This window comes from Mizugakiibacter sediminis (genome assembly GCF_000953855.2).
Taxonomy (GTDB): Bacteria; Pseudomonadota; Gammaproteobacteria; order Xanthomonadales; family Rhodanobacteraceae; genus Mizugakiibacter; species Mizugakiibacter sediminis.
This window is the reverse complement of record NZ_DF970209.1, coordinates 4,203-16,760: the sequence shown is the minus strand read 5'-3', so window position 1 is coordinate 16,760 and position 12,558 is coordinate 4,203. Positions and strand designations below refer to the sequence as shown.

Here is a 12,558-nt window from a genome sequence, read left to right as displayed (position 1 = left end):
CCCCCTTCGACTTTTGACCCTTGACGTTTCACCCCCTTCCCGACCGCCACGCCGCCCCACGCGCCCATGCCCTACAGCCCGCTCGCCGACATGCCCGAGGACATCCGCGCGCGCGCCGCGCGGGTGAAGCTGGCCGCATTCGATGTCGACGGCACGCTCACCGACGGTCGCCTGTGGTACAGCGAGGACGGCCGCGAGCTGAAGGCGTTCAGCGTGCAGGACGGCCTCGGCCTGAAACGCCTGCGCGCCCACGGCATCGAGGTGGCGATCGTCACCGCGCGCGTCAGCCACACCGTCGCGCTGCGCGCCGAGGAACTCGGCCTGGTCCACGTCTACCAGGGCCAGGCCGACAAGCGCGCCTGCCTGGAGCGCGTGCTGCGCGCGCTGCACCTCGGTCCCGAGCAGAGCGCCTTCGTCGGCGACGATCTCCCCGACCTCGCGGCGATGCGCCTGGCCGGGCTCGGCATCGCCGTGGCCAACGCGCACCCCTGGGTGGCGGCGCGCGCGCACTGGCGCACGCAGCGCCGCGGCGGCGACGGCGCGGTGCGCGAGGTCTGCGATCTGCTGCTGGCCGCGCACGGCCGCGCCGAGGCGGAACTGGACCAGTGGCTGTGATCGAACGGCGCCGGACGCTCGTCTTCGCCGCGCTGCTGCTCGCGGCCGCGGTCAGCCAGCTGCTGGTGTGGTGGCTGCGCCCGCCGCCGCGTCCGAGCGAGATGGTCGGACCGCCGCGCTCCGCCTACACGCTCAACGATTTCACCATGAACGCGCTCGACGAGAACGGCCGGCTCAGCCTGCGCGTCGACGCGCCCTACCTGGCGCGCCGCGAGGGCGACGATTCGCTGTACATCAACGCGCCGCGCTTCTTCATGCCCGGCAAGGACGGCGCCGACTGGCACGGCGCCTCGGAATACGGCTGGGTCAGCGCCGACGGCAACCTGATGAAGCTGCTCGGCAAGGTCGACATGCAGCGCACGCCGACCGCGCAGGCGAGCGCCGCGGAAGTGCATACTTCCGACCTGACCGCCTGGCTGGACGAGAACCGGGTCGCCACCGACGCGCCGACCCTGATCCGGCAGCCCGGCAGCATGACGCGCGGCATCGGCATGCGCGCCAACCTCGACACGCACGAAATGGAGCTGCTCTCCCATGTCCACTCCCAGTTCACGCCCCGCAGGCGTGCGCAGGATCGCTGAGCTGGCGCTGCTCGCGGCCGGCCTTGCCGCCGTGACGCCGGCGTTCGCGCTGAAGAGCGATGCCGACCAGCCGGTCAGCATCGACGCGCAGAAGTTCAGCGGCCGCCAAGGCGACAAGGTGACCTATGCGGTCGCCGTGCACATGACCCAGGGCAGTTTCGTCGCCGACGGCGACGCCGCCACCGGCTACTTCGACCCGAACGACGCCATCGACCGCGCCGTGCTGACCGGCAGCCCGGCCAAGGTGCAGCAGAAACTGGACGACGGCTCGATGATGTACGGCCACGCCGACACCATCGATTACCGCGTCAGCGCCAACACGGTGATCCTGACCGGCAACGCCAGCATCGTGCAGACCGGCAAGGGCGAGTACCACGGCGCGCGCCTGGTCTACAACACCGACAGCGGCGAGGTCAGCGGCGAAGGCGGCGCCGAAGGGCGCGTGCACATGATCCTGCAGCCGAAGAAGAAGCCGGCGGCGGCGCCCGCCGCGGCCGCCCCGGCCGCGCCGGCGCCGGCCTCCTCGACGGCGGCGCCCGCCGCCGGCAGCACCGGCCCGTCCGGCCAGCCGCGCTAAGCCATGCTCGCCGCCAAAGGTCTGCGGAAGCGCTTCCGCGCGCGCCAGGTGGTGCGCGACTTCGGCTTCGACATCAAGCAGGGCGAGGTGGTCGGCCTGCTCGGCCCGAACGGTGCCGGCAAGACCACCTGCTTCTACATGGTGGTCGGCCTGATCGAGGCCGACGCCGGCCGCATCACCCTCGACAAGCAGGACATCACCGGCCTGCCGATGCACGCGCGCGCGCGGCTCGGCATCGGCTACCTGCCGCAGGAGCCGTCGGTGTTCCGCCGTCTCACCGTGGCCGAGAACATCCTCGCCGTGCTGGAGCTGCGCGAGGGCCTGGACGGCCGCGCCCGCGACCGCGAGCTGGAAGGCCTGCTGGACGAGCTGAAGATCTCGCACATCGCCGACCAGAAGGGCGTCAGCCTGTCCGGCGGCGAGCGCCGCCGCGTCGAGATCGCGCGCGCGCTGGCCGCGCGGCCGCGCTACATGCTGCTGGACGAGCCCTTCGCCGGCGTCGACCCGATCTCGGTCGGCGAGATCCAGCGCATCGTGCGCCACCTGAAGGAACGCCGCATCGGCGTGCTGATCACCGACCACAACGTGCGCGAAACGCTCGGCATCTGCGACCGCGCCTACATCCTGAACGAGGGCGAGGTGCTGTCGCGCGGCACCCCGGCGCACATCCTCGCCGACGAGAAGGTGCGCGAGGTCTACCTCGGCCGCGAATTCAAGCTGTGACCGCCGTCGTGAAGCCGTTCGCCGTCTCCCCCTAGCCGCTCGCCCCGCCCGGGGGTAGCATCGTCCTGGCGTCATCCGGCAGCTTTCGCATGAAACCGGGACTCCAGCTCCGACTCCATCAGCAGCTCGCGCTGACTCCGCAACTGCAGCAGGCGATCCGGCTCCTGCAGCTGTCCCAGCTCGAGCTGGAGACCGAGCTGCGGCAGATGGTCGAATCCAATCCGATGCTCGAGTTCGCCGACGAGGCGGGCGACGGCGCGGCCGCGGGCGCCGACGGTGAAGCCGGACCGGGCGAGCGCGCCGAGGAAGCCCCTGCGCCGGCCGAGGCCAGCGCCGAGTCCAGCGAGAACTGGGACGCCGAACCCGAGTTCGCCCTCGACCCGAGCTACCCCGGCAGCGGCGGCAACGGCGACGACGATGCGCTGGAGGCGCAGGACGCCGCGCCGGAAGGCCTGCGCGAACACCTGCTGTGGCAGCTCAACCTGACGCCGATGTCCGAGCGCGACCGCGCGATCGCCACCGCGCTGATCGACGCGCTGGACGAGGACGGCTATCTGCGCGAGGGCCTGGAGCCGGTCGCCACCGCGCTCGCTCCGCTGTTCCCGGTGACGATGGAAGAGATCGAGGCGGTGCGCCATCGCGTGCAGCGCTTCGACCCGGTCGGCGTGGCCAGCCTCGACCTGCGCGACTGCCTCGCCGTGCAGCTCGAGCTGATGGAGCCCGCGACCGAGGGCCGCGCGCTGGCGCAGCAGATCGTCGCCGGCGAGCTCGAACTGCTGGCCAAGCAGGATCTGGCGCGCCTCGCGCGACGCCTGCACGCCGACGACGGCGACGTCGCGGTCGCCGCCGCGCTGATCCGCAGCCTCGACCCGCGCCCCGGCGCGGCGCTCAATCCCGCGCCGGTCGAGTACGTCACCCCCGACGCCTACGCCTGGAAGGCGGACGGCCGCTGGCGCGTCTCGCTCAGCCCCGGCTCGCAGCCGCGCCTCGCCGTCAACCAACACTACTGCTCGCTGATCGCGCGCGCGCGCCGCGAGGACGCCGCCTACCTGCGCGGCCAGCTGCAGGAGGCGCGCTGGCTGCTGAAGAGCCTGAAGGCGCGCGCCGACACCCTGCTCAAGGTCGCCGAAGCGATCGTGCGCGCGCAGAGCGCGTTCCTCGAATACGGTCCGGAGGCGATGAAGCCGCTGGTGCTGCGCGAGGTCGCCGAACAGGTCGGCATGCACGAGTCGACGATCTCGCGCGTGACCACGCGCAAGTACCTGCACACGCCGCGCGGCACCTTCGAGTTCAAGTATTTCTTCTCCAGCGGCGTCTCCACCGACGACGGCGGCAGCGCCTCGGCCACGGCGATCCAGGCGATGATCCGCAAGCTGGTCGCCGACGAAAACCGCCGCCAGCCGTTCTCCGACCAGGCGCTGGCCGAGGAACTGCACCGGCGCGGCATCCAGGTCGCGCGGCGCACCGTCGCCAAGTACCGCGAGGCGCTGCGCATCCCCAGCTCCAGCGAGCGCATGCGCGCAAGCTGAACGGCACGGAGGAACTTCCGGCACGCGACCCGGCTCACACCATCAGCCAACGGCGCGCCGCAGGGGCGGCGCGCCGGCCACCGCCGCGGCGACGCGGCGCCACGAAAGCAGTAGGAGGCGGTTATGCAGATCCAGATCAGCGGCCACCAGGTTGAAGTCACGCCGGCGCTGCGCGACTACGTGCAGACGCGGATGGAGCGCCTCGGGCGCCATTTCGACAACCTCACCTCGCTGAACATCGTCCTCACCGTGGAAAAGCTGGAGCACCGTGCCGACGGCACGCTGGCCGCCGCCGGCCGCGTGCTGCATGCGGTGGCGAACGCCGCCGACATGTACGCCGCCATCGACGGCCTGGTCGACAAGCTGGTCGCGCAGTTGCGCAAGCACAAGGAAAAGGTCACCAGCCACCGCGCCAAGGAAGCGCTGGCCGCGCGCCTGGGCTGAGGCGGCGCGCAGGGATGCGGTTCATCGACCTGCTCGGCCCGGACGCCGTCGCCGCCGGGCTGCGCACAGGCAGCAAGCATCGTTTGTTCGAAGAGATCGCCCGGCGCATCGCGCCGGGCGATGTCGCCTTGGGCGTGCTGGAAGCGCTGACCGAGCGCGAGGCCATGGGCGGCACCGCGCTGGGCGCCGGCGCCGCCCTGCCGCACGGCCGCTGCGACGCGCTGGCCAGCCCGGTGGGCGGCCTGTTCCGCCTCGCCACGCCGATCGCCTGGGGCGCCGACGACGGCCGGCCCGTCGATCTGGTCGCCGCGCTGGTGGTGCCCGTGCAGTTCACCGGCCGCCATCTCGAGCTGCTGGCCGAACTCGCCGAAGCCTTCGCCGATCCCGGGCTGTGCGCGCGCCTGCGCGTCGCGCCCGACGCGGGCGCCCTGCGCGGCGAACTGGCACAATGGAGCGCACGCCGCGGCTGACGCTCTCCGCTCCGGAACGGCCGGCGCGGCGCCCGCTGGCCCCTGCCCGGAACCGCGAGCCTTGGACCGACTCACCGCGCGACAGCTCTTCGAAGGCGTGCACGAACGCCTGGCCCTGCGCTGGGTGGCCGGCGCGCGCGGCGAGACGCGCGCGCTCGAGCCGAAGGAATCCGAGTCGCGGCGGCCGTCGCTGGTCGGCTACCTCAACGTGATCTACCCGAACAAGGTGCAGATCATCGGCACCGAGGAGCTGAACTACCTCGACGGCCTGGACTCGCGGCAGCGCTGGGAGACGGTGCAGAAGATCGTGCAGGCGCGGCCGACCGCGCTGCTGGTCACCAAGGACCAGGCCGTGCCCGCCGACCTGCGCGAGGCGGCCGAGGAAACCGACACGCCGCTGTGGATCAGCGCCAAGCGCGGCCACGAGCTGCTGACCTACCTGCAGTACCACCTGGCGCGCAGTCTGGCCAAGCAGGTCGTGCTGCACGGCGTGTTCATGGAGGTGCACTCGATCGGCGTGCTGATCACCGGCGAGTCCGGCACCGGCAAGAGCGAGCTGGCGCTGGAGCTGATCACGCGCGGCCACCGCCTGGTCGCCGACGACGCGCCCGAGTTCACCCAGATCGCCCCCGACGTGATCGACGGCACCTGCCCGGACATGCTGCGCGATCTTCTGGAGGTGCGCGGCCTCGGCGTGCTGAACGTGCGCGAGATGTTCGGCCACACCGCGGTCAAGCCGTCGAAGTACCTGCGCCTGATCGTGCACCTGAAGCCGCTCAAGGAATGGACCGACGACGCCGACGCGCTGAAGCGCCTGACCGGCGACGTCGGCTACCGCGAGGTGCTGGACGTGCGCGTGCCGATGATCACCATCCCGGTCGCCTCCGGCCGCAACCTCGCCGTGCTGGTCGAGGCCGCCGTGCGCAGCCACATGCTGAAGAGCAAGGGCATCGACCCCGCGCAGACCTTCATCGACCGCCAGGCGCACCAGTTGCGCCGCCTGCCGCCCTGGTGACGCCATGCAAGACGAAGCCCACGTCCCGCCCCGACGCGACCGCCGCCGACCGCCGCCGGTGGCGCACGGCAGCGACACGCGCCTGATCGTGCTGAGCGGCATGTCCGGCGGCGGCAAGACCGTGGCCCTGCGCGCGCTCGAGGACCTCGAGTTCTACTGCGTCGACAACCTGCCGGCGGCGCTGATGCCGCAACTGGTCGCGGCGATCAGCGAGGGTCGCGGCCCGCACACGCGCATCGCCGTCGGCGTCGACGTGCGCAACCGCAGCGCCGACCTCGAACGCATGCCCGGCGTGCTCTCGCACCTCGCCGGCGAGGGCGTGAAGATCGACCTGGTGTTCCTCGACACGCGCGACGACGTGCTGATCAAGCGCTACTCGGAAACGCGCCGGCGCCATCCGCTGTCGACCGAGGGCCTGTCGCTGCAGGACGCGATCGCGCTGGAGCGCAAGCTGCTGCGCCCGCTGTCGGCGATCGCCGACCGCGTGATCGACTCCAGCGACCTCAACGTGCACCAGCTGCGCCGGCTGATCGCCACCGAGTTCGGCCTCGCCGGCGGCGAGATGACCGTGCTGTTCGAGTCGTTCGCCTTCAAGCGCGGCCTGCCGGCCGACGCCGACTTCGTCTTCGACGCGCGCTGCCTGCCGAATCCGCACTGGGATCCGAAGCTGCGCCCGCTGTCCGGCAAGGACGCGCCGGTGCGCGAATACCTCGAGAGCCAGCCACTGGTCGGGCAGTTCCTCGCCGACATCGAGCGCATGCTGGACACCTGGCTGCCGCGCTTCGAGAGCGAGGACCGCAGCTACGTCACCGTCTCCATCGGCTGCACCGGCGGCCGCCACCGCTCGGTGTACCTGGCCGAGCGCCTCGCCGAGCGCTTCCGCAGCTCGCACCGCCAGGTGCTGACCTTCCACCGCGAGCTGGAATGAACATGCTACGTCCCTCGTCCGCCCTTTTCGCGGCCGGAGCCGCCGTGCCATGAGCGTCGGCGTGCTGCTGATGACCCACGAGGACGTCGGGCCGGCGCTGGTCGCCGCCGCGCGCCACGTGATGGCGCAACTGCCGCTGCGCGTCGACACCGTCGAGGTGCCGGCGTCCGCCGACCCGGCGCAGATGCTCGCCACCGCCGCCCAGCACGCGCGCGCGCTGGACAGCGGCGACGGCGTGCTGACGCTGACCGACCTTTACGGCGCCACGCCGTGCAACATCGCCCACAAGCTCGGCGGCCTCGGCGCCAACGTGCGCTGCGTGTCCGGCCTCAACCTGCCGATGCTGCTGCGCGTGCTGAACTACGCCGACAAGCCGCTCGCCGAGCTGGTCGAGATCGCCGCCAGCGGCGGGCGCGGAGGCATCTTCGTCGACCATGCTTGAACAGGACATCGTCGTCTCCAACCGGCTCGGCCTGCACGCGCGCGCCTCGGCCAAGCTGGTGCAGCTCACCCACGGCTTCAAGTCGGCGGTGCAACTGGTCTGCAAGGGCCGCGAGGTCAACGCCAAGAGCATCATGGGCGTGATGATGCTGGCGGCCGGGCTGGGCACGCCGCTGACCGTGCGCGCCGACGGCCCCGACGAGGCCGAAGCGCTGGCCGCGGTGGTCGACCTGTTCCAGCGCAAGTTCGACGAGGGTACTTGAGATGGCGGGACTCGCGACGGGTGCTTCATGCGCCGCGTGCTGACCGGCACGATCGCCTCGCGCGGCATGGCGCTCGGCCGCGCGCGCCTGGTGCAGCCCAGCCAGTTCGTGATCGACGAGCGCCCGCTCGGCGCCGACGAGGTCGAGGCGGAGGTCAAGCGCCTCGACGAGGCGCTGGCGGCCGCACGCGCCGAACTGAACGAACTGCGCGAGAAGCTGCACGGCGCGCTGGCGCGCGAGGTCGGCGAGTTCATCGACGCGCACAGCATGCTGCTGTCCGATCCCGAACTCATCGCCGGCCTGAAGGACCTGATCCGCAAGGGCCGCTACCGCGCCGGCGCCGCGCTGAAGGCGCAGCGCGACCGCCTGGTCGCCGTGTTCGAGTCGATGGACGACCCCTACCTGCGCAGCCGCCGCGAGGATATCGACCACGTGATCGCGCGCGTGCACGGCGCGCTGCTGCGCCAGACCAGCCGCGAGGAACGCAAGCTGGCCGCGCGCGTCGGCGAGATCCTGGTCTCCGACAACATCGCCCCGGCCGAGCTCGCGCACCTGTCGCGCCACGGTCTGCTCGGCATGGTCGCCACCTCGGGCAGCCCCTATTCGCACAGCGCGATCCTGGCGCGCAGCCTGCGCCTGCCGATGCTGGTCGGCGCGCACCAGGCGCTGACCGAGATCCAGGACGACGACCTGGTGCTGGTCGACGGCGAGCATGGCGAGGCGATCGTCCATCCGACCGCGCAGGACCTCGCGCGCTATCGCGCCTGGCAGCGCGACGCCGCGCGCGAGGGCCAGCGCCTGGCCGCGCTGGCCGGCGCGCGCACGCTCACCCGCGACGGCCACGAGGTGCGCCTGTTCGCCAACGCCGAGCTGCCCGAGGAGATCGCCAAGGCGCGCGCGCTAGGCAGCGCCGGCGTCGGCCTGTACCGCACCGAGTTCCTGTTCCTGATGCGCAACGCGCTGCCCGACGAGGAAGAACAGTACGCGGCCTACCGCGACCTGGTGCTGGGCATGGGCGGCCTGCCGGTCACCATCCGCACGCTCGACCTCGGCGCCGACAAGGCCGACGCCACCGGCCTCGCCCTGATGGCCGAGCGGAACCCGGCGCTGGGCGTGCGCGGCGTGCGCCTGTCGCTGCGCCGCCCGGCGGTCTTCGCCACGCAGCTCCGCGCGATCCTGCGCGCGTCGTGCTACGGCCCGGTGCGCGTGCTGGTGCCGATGGTCAGCAGCGCCGACGAGCTCGAGGCGGTGCGCACGCTGGCCGGCCTGTGCGCGCGCGACCTGCGCGGCGAGGGCTACGAGATCGCCGAGCACATCGAGATCGGCGCGATGATCGAAGTGCCCGCCGCGGCGATCGGCGTGCGCGCGCTGCTGGCGCACGCCGACTTCGTCGCCATCGGCACCAACGACCTCGCCCAGTACGTGCTCGCCGCCGACCGCAACAACGACGCGCTGGGCGCGCTGTACGACCCGCTGCACCCGGCGCTGCTGCGCCTGATCGCGCACGTGATCGGGGCCGGCCGGCGGGCGCGCAAGCCGGTCAGCCTGTGCGGCGAGATCGCCGGCGACGTGCGCTTCACGCCGCTGCTGCTGGCGCTGGGGCTGCAGGAATTCAGCATGCACACCGGCCAGATCCTCGCCGTGCGCGACCGCGTCGCCGGCCTGCACTGCGGCGAGCTGCGCGCGCTGGCGCCGCGGCTGCTGCGCGCGGCCACGCGCGGCGAAGTCGAGGCCATCCTCGACGCCATCAACGGCGTCTGAGCGGCAGCGTCAGCCGCGCGCGCGGCGGCGTGGCCGGCATCACCCCGGCCAGAAACGCCTGCAGCAACGGCCCGCGATACTTGGCGCGATGCAGCGCGAACGCCAGCTTGCGGGTGAGCTGCAGGAACGGCGTGCGCAGCGCGACCAGCCGGCCGGCGGCGACCGCATCGCCGATCGCCGCGCGCGGCAGGCAGGCGATGCCGAGGCCGGCGATCACCGCCTGCTTGATCGCCTCGCTCTGCCCCAGCTCCAGCACGGTCTCGCCCGGCGGCAGCTCGGCCAGCGCGCGCTCGACCAGCGCGCGCGTCGCCGAGCCGCGTTCGCGCAGGATCCAGCGCGCGCCGGCGAAATCGCGCGGCGCCAGCCGGCGCCGCCGGGCCAGCGGGTGATCCGGGCGCACGCACACCGCCAGCGCGTCGTCGCGCCACGACAGCAGCTCCAGGTCCGGATGCGCCGCCGGCCCCTCCACGCAGCCGACGTCGAGCGCGAAGCCGAGCACGCCGGCGACGATCGCCTCGGTGTTGGCGACGGTGAGGTGCAGCGCCACCTGCGGATGCGCGCCGACGAAGCCGCCCAGCAGGTCGCCGACCAGGTAATTGCCGACCGTGTTGCTGGCGCCGATGCGCAGCTCGCCCGCCAGCGCCTGCGGCCGCGCGGCGGCGCGGCGCTCGACTTCGCCGAGGCGCTCCAGCACCTCCTGCGCCAGCGGCAACAGCTCGCGGCCGCGTTCGTTCAGACGCAGGCGTCGGCGTTCGCGGTCGAACAGGCGCGCGCCCAGCAGCCGTTCCAGTTCGGCCAGCGCCATGCTCGCCGCCGGCTGCGTCATGTGCAGGCGCTCGCCGGCGCCGCGCACCGAACCGGCGGCGGCGACGGCGACGAACACCTCGAGCTGGCGCGGGCTGACGCTGATCATCAGCGTTCATTATGCACAAGATCATGAAAATCGACTTTCCTTATTTTAGGCCGCGGCCCACGATACGCCAGTCCGAGGAGGCTCCCGCATGCATTCCCGCCGCCATCCGCAGCCCGAAGCCGCCGACGCCGCCGCGATCGCCGGCGGCCCTGCCGCCGCGGCCGCCCGCCGCGCATCCGGCGCCTGGCTGCGCACGCACGCGCCCGGCCTGCTGCTCGCCGGCGCAGTCGCCGCGGTCGCGCTGGCGCTGGGCAAGGCGGCGCCGCTGATCGGCGCTCCGGTGATCGGCATCGTGCTCGGCATCGCCGTGCGCACGCTGCGCGCGCCGGGCGCGGCGTTCCTGCCCGGCATCCGCTACGCCTCCAGGCAGGTGCTGCAGGCGTCGATCGTCGCGCTGGGCTTCGGCCTCGGCCTGGGCCAGGTGGCGCGCACCGGCCTGCACTCGCTGTCGGTGACGGCGGCGACGATCACCGCCGCGTTCGTCGCCGCGTGGGCGCTCGGCCGCGCGCTGCGCGTGCGCGACGACCTCAGGCTGCTGATCGGCGTCGGCACGGCGATCTGCGGCGGCTCGGCGATCGCCGCGGTGACGCCGATCGTCAGGCCGGACGAGCACGACACCGCGTTCGCGATCTCGACGATCTTCCTGTTCAACCTGGTCGCCGTGCTGCTGTTCCCCGCGCTCGGCCACCTGCTGCACCTGTCCGACCTCGGCTTCGGCCTGTGGGCGGGCACGGCGATCAACGACACCTCCTCGGTGGTCGCCGCCGGCTACAGCTACAGCCACGCCGCGGGCGACTACGCCACCATCGTCAAGCTGACGCGCGCCACGCTGATCGTGCCGATCTGCCTGGCGCTGGCGATGCTGGTCGCCTGGCGCGAGCGCAAGCGCGGCCCATCCGACTTCCGCCTCCGCCGCGTGTTTCCCTGGTTCATCCTGTGGTTCGTGGCAGCCTCGGGCGCGCGCACGCTGGGCCTGGTGCCGGCGGCGTGGCTGCCGGGGCTGCACACGGCCGCGGAGGGCCTGATCGTGATGGCGCTGACGGCGATCGGCCTGTCCGCCGACCTGCGCCGCATGGCGGCCACCGGCGCGCGGCCGATCCTGCTCGGCCTCGGCGTGTGGGCGGCGGTGGCGCTGAGCAGCCTCGGCGTGCAGTACGCGATGGGCCAGCTCTGAACGTAGGCTGGCCCGGCCCACGGAACGCGCCTCAGGCGCGCGGCTGCTCCGCCAGCGTCAGCGCGACCTTGTCGCGCAGGTAGACCGGCAAGGCCTGTTCCGCCGGCACGCCCTGCCCCGCCGCCAGTCGCGGCGCGGCGAGACGCGCGACATGGCGCGCCTGCGGATAGCGTTCCGCTTCCGCCCAGCGCGGCGGCGCCGGCAGGCGCGCGGCCAACGCATCGCGATACGCGTCCCAGCCGGTGCCGACCACGTTCCACGCCGCGGCGGCGGGCAGCGCCAGCGCATCGGCGGTTCCGACGCTTTCCCCGGCAAGCGCCCGCAGCAGCGCGGCATCGCGCGTGCGGCGGTAGGCGCCGGCATAGACCTCGCCCATGCGCGCGTCGATCACGGCGAGGATCGCCGCGTCGTCGTCGGGCGTCTCCAGCGCCAGCGCTTCCAGCGAGGACACCGCCACCACCGGCAGGTCCAGCGCCAGCGCCAGTCCCTGCGCCACCGACACCGCCAGCCGCACGCCGGTGAAGGCGCCGGGACCGCGACCGAAGGCGATGCCGTCGAGCTGCGTGCGCGCCAGACCGGCCTCCGCCAGCACGGCTTCCGCCATCGGCAGCACCAGCTCGGCGTGACGGCGCGGCGCCAGCTCGCTGCGCTCGTGCAGCATCTCGCCGCGCAGCAGCGCCACGGAACAGGCTTCGGTGGAGGTCTCGATGGCGAGCAGGTTCATGGGCGCGATTGTCGCATCCGCGATGGCGCCATGACAGCAGCGACGGCGGGCGCGCACGAGGCGCGAACGTGGCGTCCGCGGGACAGCGGTCCGCGGCACGCCGCGCTCACGCCTCCTGCACCAGCGTGCCCTGGTGGTAGACGATCTTCCAGCCCTGCGGCGCGCGCCGCCACACCGTCGCGCGCCGCGTCAGGCGCGCGTCCTGGCGCAGGGTGTAGGTGAGCAGATAGGTGTCCGCGCCGAGCGCGCGGCAATGGAAGTCGCGCGTCTCCCAGCGCTCCTCGACGGGATTGCGCCGGCGCTCCTCCAGCACCGCCAGCACGAACTCGCGGCTGTAGCGCTTGCCGGAGGCGCCGACTTCCCAGAAGTCCTCGTCCATCATCGCCTCGTAGTCGGCGCG

At 72.8% G+C, this 12,558-nt stretch carries 16 protein-coding genes; 13 read left to right on the top strand and 3 right to left on the bottom strand.

Annotated features, from left to right (window positions below):
• Window positions 1-66 precede the first annotated feature (66 nt).
• The 12 genes from MBSD_RS09300 (at window position 67) to ptsP (ending at window position 9,347) form a co-directional block, all read left to right on the top strand.
• Complete coding sequence (locus MBSD_RS09300) at window positions 67-615, top strand: KdsC family phosphatase (RefSeq protein WP_062537071.1); 549 nt, start codon at window positions 67-69, stop codon at window positions 613-615.
• Window positions 606-1,196, top strand: coding sequence for an LPS export ABC transporter periplasmic protein LptC (gene lptC / locus MBSD_RS09295; protein WP_187300617.1), 591 nt, complete (start codon window positions 606-608; stop codon window positions 1,194-1,196). The genes MBSD_RS09300 and lptC overlap by 10 nt, the downstream gene beginning before the upstream one ends.
• Window positions 1,180-1,773, top strand: a complete 594-nt coding sequence (gene lptA / locus MBSD_RS09290; RefSeq protein WP_062537069.1) for a lipopolysaccharide transport periplasmic protein LptA — start codon at window positions 1,180-1,182, stop codon at window positions 1,771-1,773. The genes lptC and lptA overlap by 17 nt, the downstream gene beginning before the upstream one ends.
• A gap of 3 nt (window positions 1,774-1,776) precedes the next feature.
• Window positions 1,777-2,496: an LPS export ABC transporter ATP-binding protein gene (gene lptB, locus MBSD_RS09285; RefSeq protein WP_062537068.1), complete on the top strand. Its 720-nt coding sequence runs from the start codon at window positions 1,777-1,779 to the stop codon at window positions 2,494-2,496.
• A gap of 89 nt (window positions 2,497-2,585) precedes the next feature.
• A complete protein-coding gene (locus MBSD_RS09280; protein ID WP_062537067.1) occupies window positions 2,586-4,025 on the top strand; it encodes an RNA polymerase factor sigma-54 in 1,440 nt (479 codons plus the stop codon).
• Window positions 4,026-4,148: 123 nt separating this feature from the next.
• A complete protein-coding gene (gene hpf, locus MBSD_RS09275; protein ID WP_062537066.1) occupies window positions 4,149-4,469 on the top strand; it encodes a ribosome hibernation-promoting factor, HPF/YfiA family in 321 nt (106 codons plus the stop codon).
• 14 nt (window positions 4,470-4,483) lie between these two features.
• A complete protein-coding gene (locus MBSD_RS09270) occupies window positions 4,484-4,939 on the top strand; it encodes a PTS sugar transporter subunit IIA (RefSeq protein WP_062537065.1) in 456 nt (151 codons plus the stop codon).
• A gap of 61 nt (window positions 4,940-5,000) precedes the next feature.
• Window positions 5,001-5,954 carry an HPr(Ser) kinase/phosphatase gene (gene hprK / locus MBSD_RS09265; RefSeq protein ID WP_062537064.1) on the top strand — a complete coding sequence of 318 codons (954 nt, stop codon included), beginning with the start codon at window positions 5,001-5,003 and terminating at the stop codon, window positions 5,952-5,954.
• Window positions 5,955-5,958: 4 nt separating this feature from the next.
• Complete coding sequence (gene rapZ / locus MBSD_RS09260) at window positions 5,959-6,882, top strand: RNase adapter RapZ (RefSeq protein WP_062537063.1); 924 nt, start codon at window positions 5,959-5,961, stop codon at window positions 6,880-6,882.
• 49 nt (window positions 6,883-6,931) lie between these two features.
• A complete protein-coding gene (locus MBSD_RS09255; RefSeq protein ID WP_062537062.1) occupies window positions 6,932-7,324 on the top strand; it encodes a PTS sugar transporter subunit IIA in 393 nt (130 codons plus the stop codon).
• Window positions 7,317-7,586, top strand: a complete 270-nt coding sequence (locus MBSD_RS09250; RefSeq protein ID WP_062537061.1) for an HPr family phosphocarrier protein — start codon at window positions 7,317-7,319, stop codon at window positions 7,584-7,586. Before MBSD_RS09255 ends, MBSD_RS09250 begins: the two co-directional genes overlap by 8 nt.
• Window positions 7,587-7,613: 27 nt before the next feature.
• Complete coding sequence (ptsP, locus tag MBSD_RS09245; protein WP_062537060.1) at window positions 7,614-9,347, top strand: phosphoenolpyruvate--protein phosphotransferase; 1,734 nt, start codon at window positions 7,614-7,616, stop codon at window positions 9,345-9,347.
• Here the strand turns inward: ptsP and MBSD_RS09240 are convergent.
• On the bottom strand, window positions 9,334-10,260 hold the full coding sequence (locus MBSD_RS09240; protein WP_062537059.1) for a LysR family transcriptional regulator: 927 nt from the start codon (window positions 10,258-10,260) through the stop codon (window positions 9,334-9,336). The genes ptsP and MBSD_RS09240 overlap by 14 nt on opposite strands.
• A gap of 88 nt (window positions 10,261-10,348) precedes the next feature.
• Between MBSD_RS09240 and MBSD_RS09235 the strand changes: the two genes are divergently transcribed.
• On the top strand, window positions 10,349-11,434 hold the full coding sequence (locus tag MBSD_RS09235; RefSeq protein WP_082306580.1) for a YeiH family protein: 1,086 nt from the start codon (window positions 10,349-10,351) through the stop codon (window positions 11,432-11,434).
• Window positions 11,435-11,465: 31 nt separating this feature from the next.
• On the opposite strand, the gene tsaB is transcribed toward MBSD_RS09235, so the two are convergent.
• Window positions 11,466-12,158 (bottom strand): tRNA (adenosine(37)-N6)-threonylcarbamoyltransferase complex dimerization subunit type 1 TsaB, encoded by a 693-nt coding sequence (tsaB, locus tag MBSD_RS09230; protein ID WP_062537058.1) that lies wholly within the window; start codon window positions 12,156-12,158, stop codon window positions 11,466-11,468.
• Between the two features lie 106 nt (window positions 12,159-12,264).
• Window positions 12,265-12,558: nuclear transport factor 2 family protein (locus tag MBSD_RS09225; RefSeq protein WP_062537057.1), on the bottom strand; the 294-nt coding region annotated here is incomplete at its 5' end.

Bases quoted from the DNA above. Each gene is read 5' to 3' on its own strand.
- MBSD_RS09300 (WP_062537071.1), top strand. From the start codon at position 67: ATGCCCTACAGCCCGCTCGCCGACATGCCCGAGGACATCCGCGCGCGC.
- lptB (WP_062537068.1), top strand. From the start codon at position 1,777: ATGCTCGCCGCCAAAGGTCTGCGGAAGCGCTTCCGCGCGCGCCAGGTG.
- MBSD_RS09280 (WP_062537067.1), top strand. From the start codon at position 2,586: ATGAAACCGGGACTCCAGCTCCGACTCCATCAGCAGCTCGCGCTGACT.
- hpf (WP_062537066.1), top strand. From the start codon at position 4,149: ATGCAGATCCAGATCAGCGGCCACCAGGTTGAAGTCACGCCGGCGCTG.
- MBSD_RS09270 (WP_062537065.1), top strand. From the start codon at position 4,484: ATGCGGTTCATCGACCTGCTCGGCCCGGACGCCGTCGCCGCCGGGCTG.
- rapZ (WP_062537063.1), top strand. From the start codon at position 5,959: ATGCAAGACGAAGCCCACGTCCCGCCCCGACGCGACCGCCGCCGACCG.
- MBSD_RS09255 (WP_062537062.1), top strand. From the start codon at position 6,932: ATGAGCGTCGGCGTGCTGCTGATGACCCACGAGGACGTCGGGCCGGCG.
- MBSD_RS09250 (WP_062537061.1), top strand. From the start codon at position 7,317: ATGCTTGAACAGGACATCGTCGTCTCCAACCGGCTCGGCCTGCACGCG.
- ptsP (WP_062537060.1), top strand. From the start codon at position 7,614: ATGCGCCGCGTGCTGACCGGCACGATCGCCTCGCGCGGCATGGCGCTC.
- MBSD_RS09240 (WP_062537059.1), bottom strand. From the start codon at position 10,260: ATGATCAGCGTCAGCCCGCGCCAGCTCGAGGTGTTCGTCGCCGTCGCC.
- MBSD_RS09235 (WP_082306580.1), top strand. From the start codon at position 10,349: ATGCATTCCCGCCGCCATCCGCAGCCCGAAGCCGCCGACGCCGCCGCG.
- tsaB (WP_062537058.1), bottom strand. From the start codon at position 12,158: ATGAACCTGCTCGCCATCGAGACCTCCACCGAAGCCTGTTCCGTGGCG.